General features: G+C 43.7%; 28 protein-coding genes. 10 read left to right on the top strand and 18 right to left on the bottom strand.

The genetic code is table 11. The annotated features are described in order from the left end of the window. The first annotated feature begins 69 nt into the window (after positions 1–69). Positions 70–1,023, top strand: a complete 954-nt coding sequence (locus tag K2225_RS18425; protein ID WP_370632783.1) for a BMP family lipoprotein — start codon at positions 70–72, stop codon at positions 1,021–1,023. A 12-nt stretch (positions 1,024–1,035) separates the two neighbouring features. Continuing rightward, complete coding sequence (locus K2225_RS18420) at positions 1,036–2,775, top strand: methyl-accepting chemotaxis protein (RefSeq protein ID WP_220586102.1); 1,740 nt, start codon at positions 1,036–1,038, stop codon at positions 2,773–2,775. Between the two features lie 15 nt (positions 2,776–2,790). Here K2225_RS18420 and K2225_RS18415 read toward each other — a convergent pair whose 3' ends face one another. Both K2225_RS18415 and K2225_RS18410 read right to left on the bottom strand, forming a co-directional pair. Then, a complete protein-coding gene (locus K2225_RS18415; RefSeq protein WP_220586101.1) occupies positions 2,791–3,042 on the bottom strand; it encodes a DUF2164 domain-containing protein in 252 nt (83 codons plus the stop codon). A 20-nt stretch (positions 3,043–3,062) separates the two neighbouring features. After that, on the bottom strand, positions 3,063–3,665 hold the full coding sequence (locus K2225_RS18410) for a class I SAM-dependent methyltransferase (protein ID WP_220586100.1): 603 nt from the start codon (positions 3,663–3,665) through the stop codon (positions 3,063–3,065). A gap of 156 nt (positions 3,666–3,821) precedes the next feature. On the opposite strand from K2225_RS18410, the gene K2225_RS18405 reads away from it, so the two are divergent. The 5 genes from K2225_RS18405 to K2225_RS18385 are packed head-to-tail and all read left to right on the top strand — an operon-like array spanning position 3,822 to position 8,280. Next, the gene (locus K2225_RS18405; protein ID WP_255574697.1) at positions 3,822–5,048 is read left to right on the top strand and encodes an ABC transporter substrate-binding protein; all 1,227 of its coding nucleotides are present in this window, start codon (positions 3,822–3,824) and stop codon (positions 5,046–5,048) included. Continuing rightward, entirely contained in the window at positions 5,029–5,880 is an 852-nt protein-coding gene (locus K2225_RS18400) for an ABC transporter permease subunit (RefSeq protein ID WP_220586098.1), read from the top strand. Before K2225_RS18405 ends, K2225_RS18400 begins: the two co-directional genes overlap by 20 nt. Further along, positions 5,877–6,677 (top strand): ABC transporter permease, encoded by an 801-nt coding sequence (locus K2225_RS18395; RefSeq protein WP_220586097.1) that lies wholly within the window; start codon positions 5,877–5,879, stop codon positions 6,675–6,677. The genes K2225_RS18400 and K2225_RS18395 overlap by 4 nt, the downstream gene beginning before the upstream one ends. Continuing rightward, on the top strand, positions 6,674–7,639 hold the full coding sequence (gene ccmA / locus K2225_RS18390; protein WP_220586096.1) for a heme ABC exporter ATP-binding protein CcmA: 966 nt from the start codon (positions 6,674–6,676) through the stop codon (positions 7,637–7,639). Before K2225_RS18395 ends, ccmA begins: the two co-directional genes overlap by 4 nt. Next, the gene (locus tag K2225_RS18385; protein ID WP_146818329.1) at positions 7,636–8,280 is read left to right on the top strand and encodes a TVP38/TMEM64 family protein; all 645 of its coding nucleotides are present in this window, start codon (positions 7,636–7,638) and stop codon (positions 8,278–8,280) included. Before ccmA ends, K2225_RS18385 begins: the two co-directional genes overlap by 4 nt. A gap of 227 nt (positions 8,281–8,507) precedes the next feature. On the opposite strand, the gene K2225_RS18380 is transcribed toward K2225_RS18385, so the two are convergent. From K2225_RS18380 to K2225_RS18360, 5 genes are all read right to left on the bottom strand, one after another. Further along, the gene (locus K2225_RS18380; RefSeq protein WP_220586095.1) at positions 8,508–9,590 is read right to left on the bottom strand and encodes an FAD-dependent oxidoreductase; all 1,083 of its coding nucleotides are present in this window, start codon (positions 9,588–9,590) and stop codon (positions 8,508–8,510) included. Positions 9,591–9,646: 56 nt separating this feature from the next. Then, a complete protein-coding gene (locus K2225_RS18375) occupies positions 9,647–9,964 on the bottom strand; it encodes a thioredoxin family protein (protein ID WP_146818333.1) in 318 nt (105 codons plus the stop codon). A 72-nt stretch (positions 9,965–10,036) separates the two neighbouring features. After that, positions 10,037–10,852, bottom strand: coding sequence for a DUF368 domain-containing protein (locus K2225_RS18370; RefSeq protein WP_220586094.1), 816 nt, complete (start codon positions 10,850–10,852; stop codon positions 10,037–10,039). 226 nt (positions 10,853–11,078) lie between these two features. Continuing rightward, a complete protein-coding gene (locus K2225_RS18365; protein WP_220586093.1) occupies positions 11,079–12,593 on the bottom strand; it encodes a glycine betaine uptake BCCT transporter in 1,515 nt (504 codons plus the stop codon). Positions 12,594–12,798: 205 nt separating this feature from the next. Further along, a complete protein-coding gene (locus tag K2225_RS18360; RefSeq protein WP_220586092.1) occupies positions 12,799–13,365 on the bottom strand; it encodes a nucleotidyltransferase domain-containing protein in 567 nt (188 codons plus the stop codon). Positions 13,366–13,604: 239 nt separating this feature from the next. Between K2225_RS18360 and K2225_RS18355 the strand changes: the two genes are divergently transcribed. Further along, positions 13,605–15,113, top strand: a complete 1,509-nt coding sequence (locus K2225_RS18355) for a BCCT family transporter (RefSeq protein WP_220586091.1) — start codon at positions 13,605–13,607, stop codon at positions 15,111–15,113. 63 nt (positions 15,114–15,176) lie between these two features. On the opposite strand, the gene K2225_RS20125 is transcribed toward K2225_RS18355, so the two are convergent. The 6 genes from K2225_RS20125 to K2225_RS18330 all read right to left on the bottom strand — a co-directional run bounded on the left by K2225_RS20125 (position 15,177) and on the right by K2225_RS18330 (position 18,593). Further along, a complete protein-coding gene (locus K2225_RS20125; protein ID WP_255574695.1) occupies positions 15,177–15,308 on the bottom strand; it encodes a hypothetical protein in 132 nt (43 codons plus the stop codon). Between the two features lie 22 nt (positions 15,309–15,330). Continuing rightward, entirely contained in the window at positions 15,331–16,347 is a 1,017-nt protein-coding gene (locus tag K2225_RS18350) for an AimR family lysis-lysogeny pheromone receptor (RefSeq protein ID WP_220586090.1), read from the bottom strand. A gap of 309 nt (positions 16,348–16,656) precedes the next feature. Further along, positions 16,657–17,268, bottom strand: coding sequence for a metal-dependent hydrolase (locus K2225_RS18345; RefSeq protein ID WP_220586089.1), 612 nt, complete (start codon positions 17,266–17,268; stop codon positions 16,657–16,659). Between the two features lie 120 nt (positions 17,269–17,388). Then, positions 17,389–17,673, bottom strand: coding sequence for an iron-sulfur cluster assembly accessory protein (locus K2225_RS18340; protein ID WP_220586088.1), 285 nt, complete (start codon positions 17,671–17,673; stop codon positions 17,389–17,391). Between the two features lie 148 nt (positions 17,674–17,821). Further along, the gene (locus K2225_RS18335; RefSeq protein ID WP_220586087.1) at positions 17,822–18,238 is read right to left on the bottom strand and encodes an organic hydroperoxide resistance protein; all 417 of its coding nucleotides are present in this window, start codon (positions 18,236–18,238) and stop codon (positions 17,822–17,824) included. 73 nt (positions 18,239–18,311) lie between these two features. Then, entirely contained in the window at positions 18,312–18,593 is a 282-nt protein-coding gene (locus tag K2225_RS18330; protein ID WP_220586086.1) for a YkvA family protein, read from the bottom strand. A gap of 314 nt (positions 18,594–18,907) precedes the next feature. Between K2225_RS18330 and K2225_RS18325 the strand changes: the two genes are divergently transcribed. Beyond that, positions 18,908–19,459, top strand: coding sequence for an NADPH-dependent FMN reductase (locus K2225_RS18325; protein ID WP_146818355.1), 552 nt, complete (start codon positions 18,908–18,910; stop codon positions 19,457–19,459). A 66-nt stretch (positions 19,460–19,525) separates the two neighbouring features. On the opposite strand, the gene K2225_RS18320 is transcribed toward K2225_RS18325, so the two are convergent. Then, on the bottom strand, positions 19,526–20,167 hold the full coding sequence (locus K2225_RS18320) for a lytic transglycosylase domain-containing protein (RefSeq protein ID WP_220586085.1): 642 nt from the start codon (positions 20,165–20,167) through the stop codon (positions 19,526–19,528). A 736-nt stretch (positions 20,168–20,903) separates the two neighbouring features. Between K2225_RS18320 and K2225_RS18315 the strand changes: the two genes are divergently transcribed. Further along, complete coding sequence (locus tag K2225_RS18315; RefSeq protein ID WP_220586084.1) at positions 20,904–21,095, top strand: hypothetical protein; 192 nt, start codon at positions 20,904–20,906, stop codon at positions 21,093–21,095. Between the two features lie 65 nt (positions 21,096–21,160). Here K2225_RS18315 and K2225_RS18310 read toward each other — a convergent pair whose 3' ends face one another. The 4 genes from K2225_RS18310 to K2225_RS18295 form a co-directional block, all read right to left on the bottom strand. Then, positions 21,161–21,604: a YueI family protein gene (locus tag K2225_RS18310; protein WP_220586083.1), complete on the bottom strand. Its 444-nt coding sequence runs from the start codon at positions 21,602–21,604 to the stop codon at positions 21,161–21,163. 64 nt (positions 21,605–21,668) lie between these two features. Next, positions 21,669–22,550, bottom strand: coding sequence for a diacylglycerol/lipid kinase family protein (locus tag K2225_RS18305; protein WP_220586082.1), 882 nt, complete (start codon positions 22,548–22,550; stop codon positions 21,669–21,671). Positions 22,551–22,576: 26 nt separating this feature from the next. Continuing rightward, the gene (locus K2225_RS18300) at positions 22,577–23,035 is read right to left on the bottom strand and encodes a GNAT family N-acetyltransferase (protein ID WP_220586081.1); all 459 of its coding nucleotides are present in this window, start codon (positions 23,033–23,035) and stop codon (positions 22,577–22,579) included. Between the two features lie 14 nt (positions 23,036–23,049). After that, positions 23,050–23,325 (bottom strand): GNAT family N-acetyltransferase, encoded by a 276-nt coding sequence (locus tag K2225_RS18295; protein WP_146818368.1) that lies wholly within the window; start codon positions 23,323–23,325, stop codon positions 23,050–23,052. Positions 23,326–23,497: the final 172 nt, after the last annotated feature.

Raw genomic sequence — 23,497 nt, 5'->3', positions numbered from 1 at the left:
TTCCTTCCTATTTAAATCGTCCTGGTAGTTTCCGATATTTATAGATGTCAGACATCATAACAAGGAGTGGTGATTTTGGAACGTCTCTACATACCCTTCGTCCTCCTTTCCTTACTTCTAGGAATGGTTGGATGTGCGAACAATGAAACGAAAGCGAATACAGAAGATACGATCAGCGCTGGTCTTATCGTTACAGACAGTGGGCTCGGCGATGATTCCTTCAGTGATTCTGCTTTTCAAGGACTTGAACAAGCACGCGATGAGTTAGGCATCACTTTCGATTATCGCGAACCGTTCGATCAGGACTACGAAAAGAATGCCAAAGAGCTATTGGCCCAAGACCATGATGTCATCATCGGACTTGGATATAATTCTCAGGAAGCCATTGAAAAATTAGCGAAAGAAAACCCCGACCAATCATTTGTGATGATTGATGCTGTTTCTGAACTCGAGAATGTAACGTCTATCACCTTCAAGGAAGATGAAGGTAGTTACTTGATCGGCCTTATCGCTGGGATGAAAACAAAAACAGATACGGTCGGATTTATTGGCGGCGAGAAAATTCCAGTTGTCGAACGTTTTGAGAAAGGATTCAAAGCAGGAGTACAAAAAGCAAATCCAGATGCAACGATCCTTTCTGAATATGCAGGAACGTTTGATGATGATGAACAAGGAGCTTCCATTACAAACGACATGGTGGAAGAAGATGCTGATTTTGTCTTTCCTGCGGCAGGTTTTACAGGGATCGGAGTTTTGAAAGAAGCTCAAAAACAAGGAATCTACGCATTCGGTGTGGATAGTGATCAGTTTTTTGTAGCTGAAGAAGCTGTCGTCTCTTCCATGCTTAAAAATGTCAATGTCGCTCTTTATGATGTGATGAAACTTTTAAATGATGGGCAAAAGCTCGATGGTGGAACACAAACGCTCGGCATTCAAGAAAATGGTGTAGGTCTTGCTCCGATCCGTTTGATCGAAATGACGCCAGAAGAACAAAATATGATCAATGAAGCGACAGGAAAGTAAGGGGGAAACGTGATGACCATCGGAAGAAGATTATATACAATGACGCTCATTCCATTACTTTTATGCCTAGTTCTCATCAGTTTCATAGTATTTCAAATGATGGACGTGCAACGCTCGTCGAATCAAGATGTCCAAATTTTACTGGAAGGCAAAGAACTGCATGGCCAGCTTGTCAGTGTGGAACAGGCATTGACTACTTACGGATATAACCCATCAGAAGCTTCCCGCAGCGAAGCTGAAGTTCTCATTGAACAAACCGGCACCATCTTCACGGATATGGAGCCGCTGATTGCCACGGAATCTCAGGAAAAATGGTATAACCAGGCGCAGACGAAATTTGAAAATTGGACAGGACTTGCCTCAGAAGCACTGGCAAGCAATGATACGAATGAAGTCCAGCGTCAAGCGGCCCGTACCGGCGGAATCATCAACGATATCTATATGCTCCAAAACGAAGCCCAATCCTGGTATGACGCTCAATTGATGGATCAGAGACAGACAATCCAAAATATGATTCTGTTCACGATTGTCGCAGCAGCTGTTCTAGTCGCCTCTACGATTCTATCAACGACAAGATTGAGTAAACATATTGCGATACCGATTCGTGATCTCGCTAATCAAGCATCTCAAGTGGCCAATGGTAATTTGAGAACTACTATTGAAGTGAGCGATAAAGAGAAAGATGAAATTGGTCAATTGAAGCGATCCTTCCGTACAATGATTGATAACTTAGAAGGAACTGTTCGGTCCGTTCATCACATCGGTCAAAATGTACAAGATTTTAGTTCCCGTCTTCACCATGAGATGGGTGGTCTATCTGAAATATCGAGCCAAGTAGCCAATTCAACTGACGAGCTTGCCCAAGGCAGCCAATCCATTTCTGAAGATGTTCAGGATGTAGCCAATCTAATGGATGACCTCCACCAAGGATTTGAAATGAACCGTGAACAGGGCCAATCCTCAATGGAAGCCAGTCAACAAGCCCTCTCTTACGTCGATGAGGGGCAGACGAGCATTACAAACCAACGGGCATTAATGGATCGAAGTGCTGCGTCCATTGCAAACGTAGAAAAATCCGTCAATCAATTTATCCAATATACAGATCAAATCGACTCCACCGTCAAACTCGTCAACGATATTGCTGAACAGACGAATCTTCTCGCTCTGAATGCTGCTATCGAAGCAGCACGAGCTGGTGAACATGGAAAAGGCTTTGCCGTGGTCGCTGAAGAAGTACGTAAACTCGCAGATCAGTCTACTTCAGCGACAGGAAACATTAGTGAAATGGTCATGCAAATTAGAGATGGCGTTCAAATCATTGAACAGGAAATGAAGGAAACCATTCAAATATCGGAGCAGCAAAACCATTCTGTAGATACGTCTAAGACAGCTTTCGAAAAAATAAGCACTCAAGTGAAGTCCATTGACGAACAGCTGGAAGCCCTGGTCAACGGCTTGGATGAGTCTAAAGAGAAAAGCGCGAATGTTTATGTTTCTATTGAGAATGTGAGCAGTATTGTTGAAGAGACAGCGGCAGGTACAGAAGAAATCTCTGCGTCTACCGTCGAGCAGCAAGCGGCCTTCCAACAGATGATCAAAGAAACCGATCGCCTTGAAAATATGGTGGCTGACTTGAACGAGCAGCTGGAGCATTTTGAATGGAATCAACAAGTGGAAGAACAACAAATAGAAAAAGGCCTTGAAGTAGATTTAGAAGATGATGAGGAAGAACCATACACCGCTTCAGCTTAATGAAGCGGTGTTTTCTTACTTCCGTGTCGGTTTTCCAGCCGGGCGTTCGAGGGAACGAAGGTCTTCATCCACGTTCATGACCTTCTGTTCTACCATCTGTCTCGCGTCTGCTACTCCTTTGTTATAAAAGAAGGGACCCATTTCTTCTGCTAACTTATGTACCCATTGTTCAGCAGCAAGGTCACCAATCACCTCTCCTCGTTCTAATTCAAAATATTCTTTGACCTGATCCACCATATACTCTCTTTCTTCTTTTTTTAATTTCATAGGCTTTTCCCCCTTTTTTTCTATCCTACCATACCCTTTTTCATTCCTGTCACACAGACCGCATCGTTTGGTTTTTCTGATTTATAATAGATACATACATGTTGAAACCCTGCTTTTACAAGGAGGTTCTGCAGTTGACCACCCAGTACTTCCGTCGTGTCATTGGTTGCTTCTTCTTCATGTGGAACGATCGTCAGAGCGATTTTTCCCTTTTCACTGAGCAACGTCCGCAAGTGTCTGAGAATTTCTGCAGGCCGCTCCCAAAAGGTGATATTGTTGACGGAGTATATTTTATCCAAAGGTTTGTGAAAATGAAGCAGGTGACAGGCTTCACCATGAAAAATACCAATTTGTTTTGCATTCGGGTGAGCATTTAACTTCTTTAAAACCATTTCAACCATCGCTTCTGACGGATCAATTCCATACAAAGACTCCGGTTCCAAGGTGGCTATTTTTTTCAAAGCTGCTCCTGAACCAAACCCAACCTCTAAAACGCGGTCTTTCTTCCCTACATCCAGAAAAGACAGGGTCCAGTCATTCAACTCCTTGTTTTCTCTTTCCATAAACATTCCGGCAAACTTGCCTGCTACTCCTTCTGGTTTTGCGAATTGATTGTAAAGCATATGTCCGCCCTCCTCTTCACTCCCTTTACCCGGATCTTTTTAAGTTCACGCATTATGAAAGCAGTATTAGTTTTTTTCTGATCGGATTGTTTGTATGATAAATGACAGAGGGATTTATGCAGTACCCATATAATGAGAATCATAGGGGGGATTCGGTTGAAGAAGTTCATACCATTTTTCCTGTTGGCGATCCTGCTTGTGACCGCCTGCAGTGAAACATCCACGAATACTAAAGATTGGACAGAAGCTTCGTGGGATGAGATTGAAGCGGCAGCAGACGGGACAGTAGTCCGCCTGTACATGTGGGGTGGTGATGAAGGAATCAATGACTATATTGACAACTATGTCACACCACAGGTGGAGGACCGATATGGTGTCTCGCTAAAACGGGTGCCTCTCGACACGCCGGAGATACTACAAAAGCTCCAAACGGAAAAACAAGCGAATAAACAAAATGGCTCCATCGATGTGATATGGATCAATGGCGAGAATTTCAAAAACGCGAAAGAAAACGAATTGCTGATAGGGTCTTTTACAGAGGTTCTTCCTAATTTCAATGATTACTACAATACCGAAGATCCAGCTTTCCAAACGGACTTCGGAACAGAAGTGGAAGGAATGGAAGCACCCTGGGGGAAAGTTCAGTTTGTGTTTCATTATGATTCAGAACAAATCAAGAATCCTCCAGCTACCATGGAAGAATTAAAGACGTGGATAACTGAAAACCCTGGCAAATTCACATACCCGAGAGCGGAAGAATTTACAGGCAATGCTTTCTTAAGGCACGTCCTATACGCTCAAGCAGAAAAGCCTCCGGATATTTATGAGCAGCCGTTGGAAGAGAATGACATCACTCCAACGGCCGAACGCACATGGTCCTATCTTAACGAAATAGAAAACGACCTGTGGCGATCAGGCGAGCACTATCCAAACAGCCTGACAGAGTTGGATCGCCTGTACAGTCAAGGCGAAGTATGGATGACTATGGGGTATAACGAATCACGGGCTGAATCATTGATTGAAGAAGGCGTATTCCCTGAATCTACACGCTCGTTCGTCATGGAACCAGGATCCATTGGAAATACGCATTTCCTCTCCATCCCTTTCAACAGCCCAAATCAACCCGGTGCGTTAGCAGCTATCAATTTCATGCTTTCCCCAGAAGCCCAACTGGAAAAATATAAACCAAATGATTGGGGAGAGAATACGCCCATCAGCTTCGAGCAATTGCCTGAAGATATCAAAAAGGAATTTAAAGCTGTTGAACGTGGAGAGAGCGTGTTATCAACAGAAGAACTTGAAGAAAGCTTCTTGCCGGAGTCAGAAGCCGCCTATGTCGACTGGATGAAGGAACAGTGGTTCAATGAAGTTGTTCAAAAATAAAATTTTCCTCCTATTCCTTCCTGCGGCAATTTTTATGATCCTCCCTTTCTATGGGTTCTTTCATGCGCTCACCCAAAGCACAGGAGGAGAGGGTTTAGCTCATTACGAAGAGATCTTATCTTCCGAACGGTTTCTGTCATCGGTCTGGTTTAGCATTCGAACAGCAGGAATAGCCACCATCATTTCCATCATCCTTGGGCTTGTATTCACAAAGTTGTTTCACCCGTTGTTGAACAACACCTTTCCAAGGCTGATGGTTTGGATTCCGATGCTTTTCCCTCATTTCGTCTGGGGGTACATGGTTATTCTCATCTTTTCAGAAACAGGATGGATGGCACAGACATTAGTGGCTGCCGGCTGGCTCGGAGATACTTCGAACTTCCCTGTATGGACCAGGGATCCTGAAGGCATAGGCATCATTGTTACTTATGTATGGAAAGAAGTTCCCCTTGTCATTCTGCTTCTTTTCCCTGTATATGCATCCATACGCCCTGAGTTTTACGCTCTCGTAAACAGCCTTGGAGGAAACGCTTGGCACCGATTGACTACAGTCGATCTGCCACACCTCCTCCCTGTTCTCGTGGAGTCATTTTTGATCATCTTCTCTTTTACTCTGGCCGCCTATGAAGTTCCCGCTCTCATCGGCACCACTTTCCCGGAGATGATTTCTGTGCTCGGGTACGAATGGTTTTATGGAAGTTCGTGGGAAGACCGTCCACTAGCCTTTGCCGCAATGGTCATGACTAGTTTATTTCTCTTGATATTGACTTTGATCGGCTACTTTGGATTAAGCCGGCGCAGATGGAGAGCAATGAGGGGGGATAGAGCATGATTCGCAAGAAAGCGATGTTTCTTAGTTTGACTTTGCTTTTTTTCATCTTTCCACTAACCATCATGCTGTTACAAAGCATAAGTGCCCCCTGGCGCTTCCATACGGGACAAGGTATAGACTGGGGATGGCAAGGGTTTTCCCTCCTTTTTCAGAATCCACAATTGTGGGAAGCTACGTTCACTTCCATCTGGATCGGGTTTGCGGTACTGTTCATCAACATCACCATTGGATTGTTCACAGGAAAAGCTTTAGCCTCTTACACCTCCTATGGAAAACCCTGGCTGGAGGCTCTGCTTTTATCACCGATTTTAATTCCATCCTTGGCCATTGCGATGGGCCTGCATCTATTCATGATTCGGGTCGGTCTCGCAGACACCATTTGGGGCGTCATGCTTATTCATTTAGTACCAACTGTGCCTTACAGCATCAAGATCTTTCATAACAGCTATCAGCAAATGGGAAAAGCGATGATGGAGCAGCCCCACATTCTTGGAGCAGGGTTTTGGACACAGGTATTCACTGTAGAACTCCCGCTACTTAGACCTGCAATCCGGAGCCTTACCTTTTTAACGATTGTAATCAGCTTGAGCCAATATGCCATCACCGCCATTATCGGCGGCGGCCGGGTCTTGACCTTGCCATTGGTCTTTTTTCCATTTCTCGATAATGCAAACACGTCCATTATGGCGGCATTCTCGATCTGGTTCGCACTCATACCTGTTTTTATGTACATCATCATCGAAGCTTTGATGATGTTTCTCCCCTACTCTCGATTGCCATGGAGGAATCATCGATGACACAGACGAAGTTAGAAATGAAAAACGTTACAAAAGCTTTTAACCAAGATATGATTTTGAAGGACCTGACCTTCCATTTGGAGAAAGGCGAAATCATGAGCATCGTCGGACCTTCAGGCAGTGGAAAAACAACCCTGCTCCGTATACTTGCAGGTCTGGAAAAACCGACAGAGGGCGAAATCATCATGAATGGAAAAAACATCACCAAACAAAAAGCGAATCGGCGCAGCATCAGCCTCGTTTTTCAACAGCCCTTGCTTTTCCCACATATGACCGTTGGAGAGAATATCACTTACGGAGCAAAAGTCTCAAAAAAATACAAAGAAGAAAAAATCAAAGCTTTACTGGAGGCCATCGGGATGACGCGTTTCCGTGACCATTACCCTTCCGAGATTTCCGGTGGACAGCAGCAGCGTACAGCCCTCGCCCGTGCGATGGCTACGGAACCTGAAGTGATTTTGTTCGACGAACCTTTCAGTAGCCTGGATCCTTCTTTACGGCAGGACCTCAGGTACTGGGTGCGTGATTTTCTTACCGCGAGAGAAACGACCGCTGTATTCGTCACACACGACATGGAAGAAGCGATGATCATGGGAGATCAGATTGCTGTCTTTGAAGACGGAAACTTTCAGCAGATTGGCACAGCTGAAACGTTGCACAAGCTGCCCGCCAACAGGAGGGTCGCTTCCTTTTTAGGAGGCCATCTCATCTTAAATGATCATGAATTCGCACCCTTGCATGCCGTTCAAGTAGGAATTCAAAAGGGACTGGGACAAGATATCAGCTTCCACGCAACTGTTGAGCATATCACTTACCAACATGGCCGCCCGATTGCACATTTATATATCAAGGACCTTGAAAAGAAAATATCCTTGCCAATCAACGAAGCGCTCCCGAAACGAGAAGTCCAGATAGCGATTCCGTCTCATTCCATCAAGACCTTCAGCGGAGAGATCCTATGAATAAAAAAAGCATATTCCGGACCGTGTTGTTCCTTAGCTTGTTTATTGCTCTTGCCTGGTTTGTTCGCTCTCGATTTGATGTAAGTGCGGATAATATCCGCTCCTATATCCTATCGTTCGGTGCCATAGGACCAATCATCTTTATGGGTCTGTATGCCATAGGACCCATCGTCGTGTTTCCTACCTCCGTGCTTTCACTTGCTGCCGCTTTTGCTTATGGAATCTGGCCCGGCATGCTATATATCGTCATTGGGGCTACAGGAGCCGGTATCACTGGATACATCATGGGGAGGTTTTTCGGGGACTCTGTACTCAAGTTCCACCAGTCGAAATGGGCGGGGAACATATACGAGCGGATGCAGGGACAAGGTTTCCTTTACGTGTTTATCCTGCGTCTGATCCCACTCGTCGGATTTGATATATTAAGCTATCTTGCGGGAATGACGAGGGTAAAGTTTCTCTCTTTCGTACTGGCAACGGTTATCGGGATGCTTCCGGGAACGTTTGCATACAGCCTGGTTGGAACAAGCCTAGCGAGCGGAGACCGTACACTGATTCTCATCGCCTTCAGTGTCTTTACCCTGCTCCTCGTCACCACCTATCTCTTCCGCAACAAAGTTCGAGCCTGGCTAAAACTATAAACGGTTTTCAGCTATATGGCAGGATTATTGAGGACTTAATTTCCAGATGTTTCGGGTTCGTTGCTTAGTTGAGCATCTGGAGTGGCTGGGAAGCTAATCGCTTTCCTATGGGGGAGCACCGAGCTTCCTCCCCCTCTCGAAACGGAGTCTTCCTTAATCGGGAGTTTCAGTAAAAATAGAAAGAGTCTTTGAGAGTGTCCGAGGGGACGCGCTTCAAAGACTCTTTTTTATTTATATTTAGCCATGAATTCACGATCAATTTTGTTTTTTAACTGCCACGCCTTCTTATTATGTGAACTGACCGGCCCATACACAAGAAACCCTTTCTTTCCCCCTGTCGATAATATATAAAGAGCATTTTTTTGTGGAATGAACGTGTCCAATGGTAAACCAGAAAGATAGTTTTTCAGGTTCTGCCAAAGGACCGGTCCTTGTCTTACGGCATACACACCACTTTTCGGGAGGTTCGGATCATCAATCATTGTGACACAATCTCCGGCACCGAAAATATAATCGTAGTCACGGAATTGCAGGGTAGACCGAACAAGTGCGAAAGAACGTTCATCTATGGCGAGTGACGACTTTTCAAAAATCGGATCTCCAATGGCCCCACCCAGCCACAGCACACCTGTGTGGCGGACTCGATTTCCATTGTCCGTTTTGACGAATTCTTCAAAAATCTCTTCGACACGTTCGTCTTCCCAGACACGTACCCCTTTTTTCTCTAAGAGCTTTTTTAATTTTGCTGAGATCCATTTCGATCCATCAGCAAGTATTCGATCAGATGTAATTAAGCGGACTTGACCAGGGATTTTGTGTTTATCTTTATAGGCTTGTATAGACAGTGCGAGCTCCGTTCCAGCCGCACCACCTCCAACAATCAGCGGTTTTGTCGTATTTCTCAAGGTTTTCATCTGTTCTGTAAATTCGTAATTCGGTTTAATTGTCCGGGCAGCTGAATCTTCAAATGATGAGGGTAGACTTTTGGATCCAATATCGAAACTGACAAGATCAAAAGGATAGACGCACCCATCTTCACACACGATCTTTTTTTGTTGCGGTTTTATAGAAGCTGCTTTTTTTGGAATCCAATGAACGTTGGCTGACTTCGCTAACTGACGAACATCCACGCGAATATCCTCTTCAGAATAAAGGCCTTCTGTGTATCCTGAGAACATTCCTGAATAATACTGGTAGGGCGAAGGTGTAATCATACAAACATCGACCTGCCTCCAAACTTCATTCCGCAATTGTCTCAAAATTTCCAGATGGGCATGACCAGCTCCGACGAGCAACAACCTTTTTGACAAAAGAGCACCTCCTTACAGAAAACGCCCACATGGCAGGACCATGTGGACGTGTTTTTTTAAAGACTTGCTTGCAGAAACTCCTCTACTTCTTCTGGAGTTTTTGCATTCGCACTATGAAGATGGGCTTTCTTGTTGCCATCTTTAAAAATAAGGATGCTTGGAATCCCCATTACTTCATACTTTTCTGCAATTTCTGGTAGTTCATCTCTATTGACGTTATACCAATCGTATCCATTGTACTCTTCTAGAATATCTCCGATAAACATATCCATGCGTCGGCAATCCGGGCACCAGTCCGCTTCGAATTTAACGATAACCGGACGGTCACTTGCAATTGTTTCGTTAAACTTTTCCGTTGTATGAATGGCTTCCATCAAACTCAATCTCCTTTATATATATCTACTTCTTATCATACCCAAAATGGATGCATTTGTCTTTCATCAGGCTTACTTATATTCTACCCTGCCCAATAACCATGCAGCAAGCAGACCACCGAGGAATGCAACAATACTAACAAGCATCATCATCCCCGTTCCGGGCACTCCTGGGAAAATAACAAATACAGAGCCGATGACTAGACCGATGATAACCGCGAACGTTCCAGACGTATAATTTTCAAGGAAAAACTTCACAATCTTACTCATCACAACGATGCCACAGACGATCCCTGCACCTACAACGGCGATGATATCAATTCTGAAATCAGAAATCCCTGAAGTTACGGTGGTGTACACCCCGATAATTAATAGAATGAATGACCCACTGATTCCAGGGAGAATCATAGCACTGCTGGCAATCCATCCAGAGAAAAACAAGAGAACATATCCAGTAAACGACAAGTTTTGCATCGGTTCAGACTCAGCTGTTTGGAAAAATGCCATAGAAGCGACTAAAACCGCTCCAACCAGCAGTAATAAAAAGTGTTTTGCTTTAAAATTATGCTTCACATCTGCTTTATGCGTTAAGTAGGGCAACACGCCGATAATCAGGCCAAGAAAGAAAAACTGTGTCGGCCCCGGGTAGTGTTCAAATAACCACTCGATCAAGTTGGCCATTAAACCAATGGCTATGACTACTCCAATTCCAAGTGGTAATAAAAATTTCAAATGCGTTTTCCATTCTTTACTGAAAAAACCATTAATAGCTTCAATCAGGCGGTCGTATATGCCGAGAACGACAGCAATCGTCCCTCCACTTACACCTGGTACGACGTCACTCGCCCCCATCAGCATGCCACGGTAAATATTTCTCCATTCCCACATATCTTTGGCTCCTTTTATATCTAACCCTTTTCCTTTCTATTCTATCAGATTTCTTTAAGTTTTTATGATACATTTTCATGAAAAGTAACACAACAAGAGCCCGGTATATCTATTTCGAATGAAAGAATCTAGCAGTAGTCGGTCCCACTTCCCATGCAAAACTACTTTTCAGAGTTTAATGGAAGAAAGGAACTTCCGCCCCATAAAGCGAAAGTTCCTTCTGAGATTAGGCTGATGTTTTTTCTTCTTTATCCTTCCCGCGATCAAGTGCAATTTTATCTGCCCGAATCGCTTTATATAAGGATACGACCATTAAAATCATGATGAAAGAGAATGGAAAGGCAGCTGATATGAGCGCGTTCTGCAGCGCTTGCAGTCCACCAGAATATAATAATACAGCGGCCATCGATGACTGGACAATTCCCCATACGAACTTAACCATCGTAGGTGGAGTCAGTGATCCGTTTGTCGTCTGCATTCCTAACACAAAGGTTGCTGAGTCTGCAGATGTAATGAAGAATGTTCCAATCAATACCATTGCGATGATTGACAGAATCAATCCTAGTGGGTAATTATCAAATGTTCCAAACATCACTTGTTCTGTAGCTAGGTCAGAAAGTCCACCTTGATCTTGTTGGACTTGGATCGCCGATGAACCGAAAGTGGAGAACCATAGAAAACCTACAGCAGACGGTACAAGTAGCACACCTGATAAAAATTCGCGGATCGTACGTCCTTTGGAAACACGTGCTATAAAGATACCGACAAATGGGGACCATGCAATCCACCATGCCCAGTAGAAGACCGTCCAGTTGTTGATCCATGTACGATTCTCTTCACTGTTCGGTGCAAGACGGAAACTCATGGTCGGCAAGTTTTGTAAATAAGCACCGATCGTGTCTGTGAACATGTTCATAATGAAGAGCGTAGGACCTACAACCAACATGATGGCAAGTAGGGCTATTGCTAAGATCATATTCGTATTACTCAAATAACGGATCCCTTTGCTCAATCCAGAATAAGCCGAAATCATGAATAGAACAGTAACAACACCTATGATGGCTAACTGTACACCAAACGAATCTTCAAGCGGTGTTAAGAACGTCAACCCACCATTGATCTGTGCTGCACCAAATCCGAGAGTCGTCGCTACACCGACAATGGTCGCGAACACGGCGATGATATCAACGACTTTCCCCCAAGGTCCATTCATCTTATCTCCGAATAACGGCTCGAGTGTGGAGCTTATTAAAGCTGGTGCACCTCGACGGAACTTGAAATAAGCAAGAACAAGAGCAACAATTGCGTAAATTCCCCATGCATGAACTCCCCAGTGGAAGTATACGAATCTCATGGATTCATTTAGAGCGGCTGCTGTTCCCGTCTCTGCGGTCGGGGCATTATTGGCATAGAAATAGATCGGTTCTGCTGCTCCCCAGAAGACGAGCCCGATTCCCATCCCAGCACTGAAAAGCATGGCGAACCATGTCGCGTAGTTGTAATCAGGCTTGTCCGTAGGCTTCCCAAGTTTCATTTTTCCATATGGACTGAAAATCATATAAAGACAGAAAATCACAAAACCAGTGACGATCAGTAAGTAATACCATCCAAAGTGAACAGAGATGTAAGATTGGATGCTGCCTGTAATACTTTCAAGATTTTTAGGGGCAACGGAACCCCAGACGACTGAAAATAATGCAATAGCTAATGTAACCCAAAAAACGGAAGTGACTTTTTTCATGATAAACTCCTTTCCAGAACTTGTAAGTATTTTCAATACAGGGGGATGTTCATGCGAGGGGTGTAGCGTCTGATGTATGTTTATCGAATACCCAAACCAAGAAAAAATAAACAATTCGTCGAATTTTTCCTACATAAATATAGCCCAAAAGACAGGTGTCTCCTGGGCTTGATCCATTTCATTTGTTATGTTTCTCGGGTCGCGTTCAGTAGAGTAAATTTTCGAGCCACGGATGTTCAGGCTGGTGATGCATGAGCGACTGTTTTAACCAATCCTTCTGATGTTCATTCAGGAAAGGGAAGACGTTTTGGAAGTCCTCCTCGTCTTTATTTGTCGTATGGGTTGATTTATAGAGAAGGACAATTTCAGGATTCAAATACGGGTGACCGAGTTCTGACTGCAGGTGCATACGACTGATCTCAAATGTAACAGAGGCATCTCTTCTGAAACGCCACCGATGCTTATTTTTTTCATTAAGGAGAACCTCTAATCTCTGACCCTCTGGAGAAAAGGCGTGAATTTCATGGACAGGAGGTGCGAGGACTTCTCCTTCCCAACGCTTAAGTTCCTTCTGTTTGACGGCATACAAATCCCATGATTTTAATGTTTCGTATAATTGGCCCTGGTCTTCACGGAAAGCAGCGACTTCCACATCCTCATGATGCCTCGTTTCTTCGCCGATATGAAGGTCAATGGCCCATCCCCCTGCAAACATCCATTTCCTATTAAATTCATTTAACCATTGGCGGACTTCTGTACATTTTTCAAACATGCGAAACCTCCTCTCCCTCATTTTGTCCGAGTTCAAAATCTCTTAACCTTTCTAAACAGAGGGATGACTCCGAAAAAGTGAATTTTGTGAGTGGCACTTATTATGACACGATCCTTATGGGAATGCATCGATCCGTTTTCAACGCGTAAATGTTTTTCACAGGAAAATGTAGGGAATAAACAAACCGATCATCAAATTCATGTTCATCTATTACCTATGATTCATGAAAGGAGTCCACGATGAAAGATCAAATCAAAAACCCTGTTTTCCTCATTTCCGCAACCGTCATCACTGTCCTCGTCATCGTAGGAGCAATTAATCCTGAAGGCTTTGGTACAGTCGCCGGTACCTTATTTGACTTCACTACCCTTAATTTTGGCTGGTTTTATCTCATTTCCGTTTTCGGCTTCGTCATTTTCCTGGCTGCTCTCGGACTGAGTAAATATGGAAAAATCAAAATCGGGCCTCAAGATTCCAAGCCTGAATTTCCTTTCTTCACGTGGATTGGCATGCTCTTTTCCGCTGGTTTCGGGGTAGGACTCGTATTCTGGGGAGTAGCAGAGCCGATGAGCCACTACTTCGAAACGCCCTTCTCAGATTTGGAAGCGCAGACCGAAGATGCTGCGCGCGTCGCTATGGGTTATTCCTTTTTCCACTGGGGAATCAACCAGTGGTCTGTTTTCGCCATTGTCGGCCTGCTTATAGGTTTTTTGCAATTCAGGAAGGATAAGAACGGTCTCGTGTCTACAGCTCTTGAACCCGTACTCGGGAAGTCAAAGCCGGTGAAGTACACCATCGACTCATTAGCCGTGATCGCTACCGTGATGGGAATCGCCACTTCACTTGGACTTGGAATTCTTCAAATGAACGGTGGATTGAACGCCGTATTCGGCATTCCGAATAGTACATCGATCCAACTTATCATCACAGGCGTACTGCTCGTCTTATACTTAACTTCATCCAGTACTGGATTGGAAAAAGGGATCAAATGGCTCAGTAACTTGAACCTGGCCCTTTGCTTAGTTTTACTTTTATTCGTCTTCTTCGCCGGGCCGACGGTGTTCATTTTAAATAGTTTCACCTTAGGGATCGGAGATTATATTACGAACTTTGTGGGGTACAGTCTTAGGTTGACTCCCTATGAAGGTGGGAGTTGGCTCCGGGATTGGACGATTTTCTATTGGGCATGGGTCATTGCATGGTCACCATTCGTAGGGGCATTCGTTGCCCGCGTTTCCCGTGGTCGAACAATCAGGGAGTTCATATTCGGTGTCCTTGTCGTACCACCGCTGATCGCTTGTTTGTGGATCGCCGTTTTCGGTGGTACAGCCCTGAACAGTGACTTGAACAATGGAACGCAGATTGCTGAAGCCGTCAACAATGATGTGACGGTCGCTCTCTTCAAAGCTTATGAATACCTGCCTCTCACAGGCATTTTATCCTTCTTATCCATTTTGTTGATCGCAACGTTCTTGATCACATCTGCTGACTCAGCCACTTATATTTTGGCAAGTATGACAACGAATGGCAGTCTGACCCCTGCCCTTGCTATTAAAGTAATCTGGGGTGTCCTGATGGCAGCCATTGCCGGCGTGTTGCTGGTCGCCGGTGGCTTGGATGCTTTGCAGACAGCTTCTCTCGTTTCTGCTCTTCCGTTTACAGTGATCATTATTCTCTTCGTTTATGCCTTTACGAAGATGATACGAAAAGAGCCGCTGCCCGAACGACGCAAGAAAAAGCACGAATAGTTGAGCACAAAAAAGGTGTCCTATTCCAATACCGGAAGGACACCTTTTCTATTTTCTATACTTTTAAATTTCTGGATTTTCTATACTCCAATAACCTCCATCAATCGGATCATAGGCAGTCTTACTCTCTCCTATCCCCCATGAGCCTGCAAGCGTCAGTAAAAGAACAACAAACAATCCGGCTAACCTTTTCATAAAAGAAAACCCCCATTTATTTTTATATTCTTTCTAAATACGCTAGTGGTAATTGGGCAAAGAAGTAATCCCCTTGTTCTTGAATAAAACGGTTATAGGAATGCCTCAGCATCTCTCTGTTCCCTGTAGCCAGACCCAAATAACTCTCTTGAAAGGGAGTGAGTGATGGAAAGGAATGCAGGATCTCCTGTGTCTTCTCATAATCTCCCCGCGCTAAAGCAAGGTGAGCCTGCTCTACTGGATCTGTAGTAGATATCCCTTCAGTTCTCTGATGAAAGGAAGATATAAAAGGAAGCGAACGGTTTTTTACCGTTTGTAAAAAACGTAAATGCCTATGTTTTTCAGCAATCTCTATGGATTTTAGTAACGATTCCATAGAAGATTCATAGCCATTAAAAAGCTGACATAATGCCAAATCATGATGCATGCGGCTCTTTCTTCTAGATGAAACTTCTGTGTTGATCATTTTATATGCATAACGGCTCGCAAGGATAGAGTTATTGGTCTTCCAATAATGATAAAAAAGCAGCTCTTGATAACGTTGATTCAAATAATAATACATCAAAGGCTCGTCTACTTGCTGAAGCGCCTGGTCGCATTCGTCCAAGTACTTATCCAATGCTGTAAATACTTTCAAGTCCTGATAAGAATATACCAGGGTGAATAGGTGAAGGCATCGTAACGATGGATGCGTAAAATGGAGACCTTTTAGCTCATCTAAGTAATTTTTGTTTTTATCTCTACCGGTCTGAGACAGGATCACTTGATACAAATGACCCACTTCTTTATTTATGTAAGGGGATTCTGTAATGACAGACAGATCTTCAAAAAAATCATTCATATAAAAAAATTCCATACAGACAATTTGTTCGTCAATTGAGTTCGGGAAATGGGAGAGGATATGGTCTTTTGTTCTTAAGACAGCATCTCTTCTGGGGTATTCCCTTAAATAACCAAGGTACACATCATATAAAGAGGAAGTGCGACTCATTTGAAGCTTTCGCAATGGGCTCGGTTCAATTAGTTGGTAATCTGCCACAACACTCGCCCTCCTTATCTATCTTTCTTCTATTTTATTGAATTTTCGGAAATATGTCTATACAAAACTTAAAGAGACTGAAATACTTATGGATTATATTTCCTTTTAATCACCTCTTCCTGTTCCATAAACGCTCCTGATGGTGGAAGACTCAGTTTCTAGACTGTTGTTGAGTGGATGGGGGCTACGGGAAATGACTCGCTTTCCGCGGGAGCGCGGTGAGCACATACCGCGCTCTCTTAAAGGAAGCCTGGCCTGGTTTTTGTGTAATAAATGGGGATAGAAAAAAGACACTACTAGAATGTAGTGTCAGAAAATGTTTGAGGTGAGGTACCATACGTTCCATAAGAGCAGGGTGTAGACAATGAGACGCTCACTGTTTGACCCTGTTCTGAAGGTGAAGATGAACTGTAAATACTTCTTGGAAAAAGGGTAAGCCAATGGGATGCCTTTTTTCGTTATGTAATCCCCAAACAAATGGGAAACCACTCCTATAATTAATCCCCCGATATACATACGGGGGATGGCGAAGGCTTGTTCAAGGATCGTCCCGTATCCAATAAGTAAAGCCACAAACAACACGGAGTGAGTCATTTTCCTATGTCCACGAATCATAATCAGAATAGGTAAAAGCAGCATGACGAAAATTTTCAGTTGTTCTCGATATGTATCCAAATACTCTGGTACAAACAAATAACAGAGAAAGGCGACGGTAAACACCGTCATAAGTCCCCGCCAAAACTTGTGCCCGAGGGTAGATGTTGGTGTGTCGATATCCGGTAACAGCGAGCCGAAAAGGACGAACACAAAGAATAAAACCGTTTGCAGAGGCTGTTCAGGCATCCACTCGAACGTTGGAAGCAAAGTCATTGCACCCACCCCGAAAGTGAAGCCTACAACCTGGTGTCCTGATGCCATCATGATGTGCAGCGATCCCCTCTTTTCTAGTATGTGCCTTTCAATAGGGAGAGGCCTATATTCGGGTCGTTTTTCGTTCTCCAATAAAAAATACACCCACAAAACTGTGGGCATGGATCTATGTTAACAGTCTTTTTCTGGAAGCCCCAGCATCTGAAACTTCGGACCTTCCATGGTCTGCTTCCCTTCGATTGTCAAGTCTTCCGTCATATGGGCTATTCTACTGTCTATGGCCACGGGAATAGAATTGATGTGATGAAGTTCATCATCCGCTTCCGGTTCCCCAATCGTCATACCGATATCCGGTTCCCCACACCCGTAACCAGCAAAAAACAAGCGCAGACATCCTGCATCTTCATCTTCTAAGATTTGATTTAATAAATCCCTCGCTTGGTCGGTGATTTTCATCGCCTTTCACCCCTTCGACTATAAAATACCATAATTACCAGTACGCCTGGTAGTAATACGAATTGCATGTATATGTTGTAGCTATTCTTCCCTTCCAATAAATAAAAATCCCTGGTGGAATTCCCACCAGGGATGAAGAGCTTATTTTTTATACAGCACTCGCATTGATTTCAACGTCGATGTTTCCACGCGTCGCTTTAGAGTATGGACATACTTTGTGAGCTTCCTCAGCAAGTGATTCTGCTTCTTCCTGAGAAACACCTTTCACTTTTACATTAAGGACAACGCCTACTTTAAAACCATTATCCGATTCATCTTTCATGAGGCTTACGTCAGCAGTGATTTCAGATTCGATATCTTTTTTCTGTTTACTTGCAACCAGGTTCAACGCTCCATCGTAGCAAGCGGAATAACCAGCAGCAAACAATTGCTCTGGGTTCGATCCTTTTTCATCACCTTCACCAGGCATGGAAAGGTTCAAATCAATTAAACCATCGTCTGACTTAACGTGGCCATTTCGTCCACCTTGTGCTGTTGCATGTGCGGTAAACATTACATTACTCATTATCCATCACTCCTTGACTAATTATTGAATCCACAACAGTTACATACCTCATCTTGCCGTTGATTAAACATTTCTATTCATCATAGACGCGGTACTCCTCTTGCAAGTCCGCAGGAGCCATCTTCACCATCCATTGCATAATGTAAGTGAAAACAGCAAGATCATCGACAAGACCGAAAAATACGAGGAAATCCGGGATGATGTCCCATGGGAACAGAAGATAAGCTACTAAGAGTACGACGGAAAACCATTTCTTCCCGTTACTCACATCTTTTGATTTAAAAAATCGCACAAGAAACGGCACAGATTTTCTGACATTAAAAAGAAACTTAATTCTTCGCCATAAACGGATCATCGCCTTCCCTCCTTCCCCTATTATACCCTTCTTATTCCGACATAAAGCAAGCAGAATCCTCACAATTGCTTAAATAAGACGTATACTTTACCATAAAAAGAAAAGAGACTATTTCATATATACCAACCGTCCCGATGACCGATGCCGACTCGTCATGAAAAAGACGGTTAAGCTCCGAGCTGTACCCGCAGAGTAAATTTTCATAAGATAATCGGGCAAGGCCAACACATACTACCATTAGTTACATAGCCCACTTTATGAAGTTCTGCATACGATAACATAGCTCAAAGAAAATTGAAGGGGAGAAAGTTGCCATGAAGATCCTACTATTGAACGGAACGATCGTCGGGAAAAAGACCCGGACGCTCCTTGATGAAATCGAAAAATATATCCAGCAGCTGCCGACGGATCACACCACGAAAATTGTTGACCTCGAGAATTATGAGCTTCAATTCGTAGATGGCCGCCCAGCTGAAGAATATAACGATGATATGAAAAGATTGATCCATGAAATCGAAGAAGCTGATGCTTATGTCATTGCTACTCCCGTTTTCCAAGGATCGATCCCTGGTACTTTGAAAAACGTATTTGATGCCGTATCGCCCCTTGCCATGCGTTATAAACCCGTATCTATTGTAGCCAATGGAGGTACCTTGCAACATCACCTCGTCGTAGAGAACCAATTAAAGCCGATTCTGAATTACTTCCGGTGCATGGTGACACCAAACTACGTGTACACCCACACGAATCACTTTTCCACTCAGGGAGAGCTCATTGACGAAGACGTCCGCAACCGCTTGAAAGAGATGACGGTCGTTTTTGATCAATACATGCAGATGAGCCGGGAGCTTGAACCAGATAAGTAAAGAAATAACATACTGCTAATCATTCCATAAAAAAGCGCGGGTCTTTTATAAGACGTCCGCGCTTCTTTATGCTTTTCCGAGTATTTTAGATATGTAATTTTGAGTCTCTCGAAATGGTGGCACACCGTCATACTTATCTACATTACCAGGACCTGCATTGTAAGCAGCGAGGGCCAATTCGGTATTGCCATCATAACGGTCAAGCATTTGTCTCAAGTACTTTGTCCCGCCCATCAAGTTCTGCTCCGGATCAAATGGATCTGTCACACCAAGCCCCTTTGCTGTTGCGGGCATAAGCTGCATCAAGCCTTGTGCTCCTGCATAACTGACGACACCAGCATCAAAGTTTGATTCAGCCTTCACTACAGATCGCACCAATTTTTCATCAACGCCATAGCGGGCCGATGCTTTTTTTATGAGCTGATCCACATTCGCGTTTCCACTGGTAACATTTGAGATATCATTTACCATTCCCTGACTTTTCTCTACAGACACTGGTACTTGATAAGCCAAAGGGCTTTGCCCTGGGTGGGATAGACGGCTGGGCGAAGAAGGCACGCTCGCACGAAACGACTGTTCCATTGCTTCACGCAGAAGGCTTTGAAATGTCATATCCTGCATCCCATTTGATAAGTTGCTCGAATTTCGGTTTCCTAACATAGACATGGCTTGCATTTGAAACATTAGTTGGATTTTACTGACATCCATGTGCTCCACTCCATATAGTTGATAGTTCAAGTGTACAGGATTCATGCTTTTTCAACAATTATACTTCTGAATATATTTTACAATTTACCAATAGTAGACAAAACTTGAGAAAATTTTTTCATTAAACCTCTATTCAGTTATCACTTTCGCACGTTTTTTTCCCAAAGCAGCAACCCAGGAAAAGGTGATACAATAAGGAATAGCAAAAGAGATACTGAATCGTGCTCGTGCGCTGTCGTGCTGGTTGTCCACGCTTCGCACATGGTTTATTTGTTTATTTGTATTCATTTCTTTCTTGAGTACTCTCTTTTGTCTCTTACGTCGAATCACCCTATTATTTTTCCCCGCCAGGAAAAATAACCTGTAGATTTCATGGTCTGTCTTCCTTCAATGAAAAGACACATACCATCTCCCCCTTTTGCCCATTCAAAAGGGGGCTTTTTTATCCTCTTATATCACTAAATCTCCAAGTGCGTGGTAGATGAGACCCCGCAGAGCGTTAGCTCGAGGAGGCTCATCACTCGCCCACGGAAAGCGAATCTTTTCCTGGAGCCCCTAAGCTCCCATAACAGTCTCGAAACTGAGCCTTCCAAAATCCTGCCAAATCGTTTATTAATGATATAACATTAGACAGCGTCCGTGTTTTGTGTGGACAAGCCGGCAAATTTTTTTTTAAAAGCTAAATATTCCACGTTTGTACATCATATATTGAAAGTACAAAGGAGGTGGAATAAAGATGGATTTCAACAACCGTGTGTTCCTGTTTCTAGCTGCTCTTCTTTCCGGGTATGCGCTTTACAGCATCGGTGTCTCAACTGGTAACTTTTTCGAGCAGTTCTTGTTCTACGCCGGCTACATTGCAATGATACTTTTTTCCTTTGCTATTATTATCGTCGGGCTGGCAAGATTCTTGAATCAGTACAAATAGAAAATGGCCTCTCTAAGTGAGAGGGACGTGTGAAAAAGGGCTGCGGATCATCCGCAGCCCTTTTTTTATTTTGATGGTTTAAAAAGAGACTTGAAGAAGTTTGTCCATCCATTCGCGTCAGATGACTCTCCAACTTCCTCTTGTGCTTTCACCCTTATACGTTCTTTTTCAATCGCGTAATCCAACGTAAGGACAGCTCCGAATTCTGATTGTGTTTCCTGGTTTGAAACAGTGGAATGGTGGATGTTATGCCTCTCGGCTAGATCCATGTAGGGGGATAAAAACCGATAGCTTACCTCTCCGTTCAACAACAGTTTAGCATCTTGATAGCTTTTCATAAGCTCTTCCAGCTCTTCCTGACCCTGCTCCCCCATCACCTGTCCCTTCGTCAGAGCGATCAAGACTCTTTCCCTCAACGTACCTAGGTATTGTTTTCTTTCTCCCGGCTTTGTTTGCCGACTTCCATAAATGCCTTCCTGTAAGTAATCTTCCATATCTGGTTTCTTCATAAGATGCACCTCATTCACTCCTAGTATGGCACAGAAAAAAGGCTGTACACATGACAGCCTTTACCTATTTTACAACCACGGAAATGTGAGAGGGAAGGACCGAAAGCTCCACGGGCAGAGAATCCCCTTCTTCACCATCGACATTTGTGACCAGGTTTTCCTCTGAAATCACACGTATGTGATCCGCTTTGAAGTATTCCACATCCTGCTCATCTTTAAGTCCACCTCTAAGGATGGCTGAAACGATAGATGCAAGACGAATCATATTTACTTTAGGTACGATATACCCGTGAATTTTCCCGTCATTTACTTTCGCTTCCGGAGATAATTTTTCAAATCCTCCTGCTGAATTCGTTAAAGCCGCAAGGAATAGAAAAGATTCCCCTTCCCATGCCTTATCATCGTATTCAATCCGCATTGGATAGCTGCTGTTCTGAGTCAAGGTTTTCATCCCTTCCATCATATAAGCAAGCGGACCAAATTTCGTCTTTTGTTCAGGCGTCACTTCATACGTTGCTTCAGCAAGAGCTCCCGCTGCTACGATATTAACAAAATACTGGTCATTGAACTTCCCGATATCCACAGATTTGCTCTGATCGGATCGGAGAACGTCAACCGCCTCTTCAACCTTCAGTGGAATATCAAGAGCTCTTGCAAAATCATTCACTGTCCCAAGGGGGATAATCCCTAAGCGTGGGCGGTGGCTTTCATCTACCATCCCATTGATTGTCTCATGGAGTGTACCATCTCCTCCCATAGAAACAACGAGATCGAACTCATCTCTACAGGCATTCTGGCAGTACTTCGTGGCATCCAGCTCTTTTTCTGTTTGAGCAACTTCCACTTCGTATCCTTTTTCCGATAAGATGCTCTCGATTTGTTCGACATGATCGACGGCTTCCTCTTTTCCTGAAGAAGGATTGACGATCAACATAGCTTTTTTCATTCTTTATCTCCTCTCTAAAACATCCTTTATCCTTTTGACTGATATTCATAAAGGGTGCTGACAGAAGAAAAACCGATTTTGCGGATGAATTCACTTACCCCGTTCTGATGCGGCCGAAGGCTTACCTGTATGGCTTTTGCTTCCTGCTTATACATCCACTGGATTAGTTCATCACACAGGTCTGTGCCAATGCCTTCCCGCCGGTAAAATTCATCCACAAATACTTCCCTGACATATCCATACACATCCTCTTCCCCATGGGACTCAATAATGCCAAGGACATATCCGATCATTCTTCCATTCATATCAGCAACCAGCAGTTTCTGGTATGGGTTCTTTGCTAGAAATTGATCTGCTGCCCAATACTTACGATTCCTGACTTCTTCATTAGTCAGCCTCTCAAAGCTTGCCACATGAAGAAAATCGATGCTGTACCTCGTAAAGTGCATCAAATCCTTTTCCTCAGGTTCCCTTATTTTCACCATCAGAAACTCCTCCTCTACGCTTTTAACACCACTTGGTATTCCGGTGTATTTTCAATAACTTCCCGGGCGAAGGAGCAGACCGGGTCAATTTTCAATTTATGTTTACGAGCGTAGTTTACAGCATAATCAATCAATTCCCCTCCCAAACCTTGTTCACGTTCAGATGGCGCAACGAAGGTACTTGTAATGACCATTGTATTTTCATCTTCATCAAATAGAAGCTGGGCTTTAGGGTCCTTTTCCTCTCCTATATAAAACGTTCCTTGTTTCTGTTGGATTTCCTGTTCCACGACAATCTCTCCTTTCCCTATAAAGGATACCCTTTCATCTCCAAGAAAAACATAACGGTCTTATACAAGGGGGACGGTGCTGAGTGTCCGTTAGTTAAATTGAGGTATTCGATTAAGATATTTTAGAATTCGACACATTAATTTAAGTATTCGACATAATAAGAGAATTTCT

The organism is Halobacillus sp. Nhm2S1 (genome assembly GCF_019599545.1).
Taxonomy (GTDB): domain Bacteria; phylum Bacillota; class Bacilli; order Bacillales; family Halobacillaceae; genus Halobacillus.
Note: the sequence above shows the minus strand (reverse complement) of the source record. Positions and strands in the feature narration are given on the sequence as shown.

Excerpts from the sequence above, each read along its gene's own strand:
- K2225_RS18420 (WP_220586102.1), top strand. The coding sequence starts at position 1,036 with ATGACCATCGGAAGAAGATTATATACAATGACGCTCATTCCATTACTT.
- K2225_RS18415 (WP_220586101.1), bottom strand. The coding sequence starts at position 3,042 with ATGAAATTAAAAAAAGAAGAAAGAGAGTATATGGTGGATCAGGTCAAA.
- K2225_RS18410 (WP_220586100.1), bottom strand. The coding sequence starts at position 3,665 with ATGCTTTACAATCAATTCGCAAAACCAGAAGGAGTAGCAGGCAAGTTT.
- K2225_RS18400 (WP_220586098.1), top strand. The coding sequence starts at position 5,029 with ATGAAGTTGTTCAAAAATAAAATTTTCCTCCTATTCCTTCCTGCGGCA.
- K2225_RS18395 (WP_220586097.1), top strand. The coding sequence starts at position 5,877 with ATGATTCGCAAGAAAGCGATGTTTCTTAGTTTGACTTTGCTTTTTTTC.
- ccmA (WP_220586096.1), top strand. The coding sequence starts at position 6,674 with ATGACACAGACGAAGTTAGAAATGAAAAACGTTACAAAAGCTTTTAAC.
- K2225_RS18385 (WP_146818329.1), top strand. The coding sequence starts at position 7,636 with ATGAATAAAAAAAGCATATTCCGGACCGTGTTGTTCCTTAGCTTGTTT.
- K2225_RS18375 (WP_146818333.1), bottom strand. The coding sequence starts at position 9,964 with ATGGAAGCCATTCATACAACGGAAAAGTTTAACGAAACAATTGCAAGT.
- K2225_RS18370 (WP_220586094.1), bottom strand. The coding sequence starts at position 10,852 with ATGTGGGAATGGAGAAATATTTACCGTGGCATGCTGATGGGGGCGAGT.
- K2225_RS18365 (WP_220586093.1), bottom strand. The coding sequence starts at position 12,593 with ATGAAAAAAGTCACTTCCGTTTTTTGGGTTACATTAGCTATTGCATTA.
- K2225_RS18360 (WP_220586092.1), bottom strand. The coding sequence starts at position 13,365 with ATGTTTGAAAAATGTACAGAAGTCCGCCAATGGTTAAATGAATTTAAT.
- K2225_RS18355 (WP_220586091.1), top strand. The coding sequence starts at position 13,605 with ATGAAAGATCAAATCAAAAACCCTGTTTTCCTCATTTCCGCAACCGTC.
- K2225_RS20125 (WP_255574695.1), bottom strand. The coding sequence starts at position 15,308 with ATGAAAAGGTTAGCCGGATTGTTTGTTGTTCTTTTACTGACGCTTGCA.
- K2225_RS18345 (WP_220586089.1), bottom strand. The coding sequence starts at position 17,268 with ATGATGGCATCAGGACACCAGGTTGTAGGCTTCACTTTCGGGGTGGGT.
- K2225_RS18340 (WP_220586088.1), bottom strand. The coding sequence starts at position 17,673 with ATGAAAATCACCGACCAAGCGAGGGATTTATTAAATCAAATCTTAGAA.
- K2225_RS18335 (WP_220586087.1), bottom strand. The coding sequence starts at position 18,238 with ATGAGTAATGTAATGTTTACCGCACATGCAACAGCACAAGGTGGACGA.
- K2225_RS18330 (WP_220586086.1), bottom strand. The coding sequence starts at position 18,593 with ATGATCCGTTTATGGCGAAGAATTAAGTTTCTTTTTAATGTCAGAAAA.
- K2225_RS18325 (WP_146818355.1), top strand. The coding sequence starts at position 18,908 with ATGAAGATCCTACTATTGAACGGAACGATCGTCGGGAAAAAGACCCGG.
- K2225_RS18320 (WP_220586085.1), bottom strand. The coding sequence starts at position 20,167 with ATGGATGTCAGTAAAATCCAACTAATGTTTCAAATGCAAGCCATGTCT.
- K2225_RS18315 (WP_220586084.1), top strand. The coding sequence starts at position 20,904 with ATGGATTTCAACAACCGTGTGTTCCTGTTTCTAGCTGCTCTTCTTTCC.
- K2225_RS18310 (WP_220586083.1), bottom strand. The coding sequence starts at position 21,604 with ATGAAGAAACCAGATATGGAAGATTACTTACAGGAAGGCATTTATGGA.
- K2225_RS18305 (WP_220586082.1), bottom strand. The coding sequence starts at position 22,550 with ATGAAAAAAGCTATGTTGATCGTCAATCCTTCTTCAGGAAAAGAGGAA.
- K2225_RS18300 (WP_220586081.1), bottom strand. The coding sequence starts at position 23,035 with ATGGTGAAAATAAGGGAACCTGAGGAAAAGGATTTGATGCACTTTACG.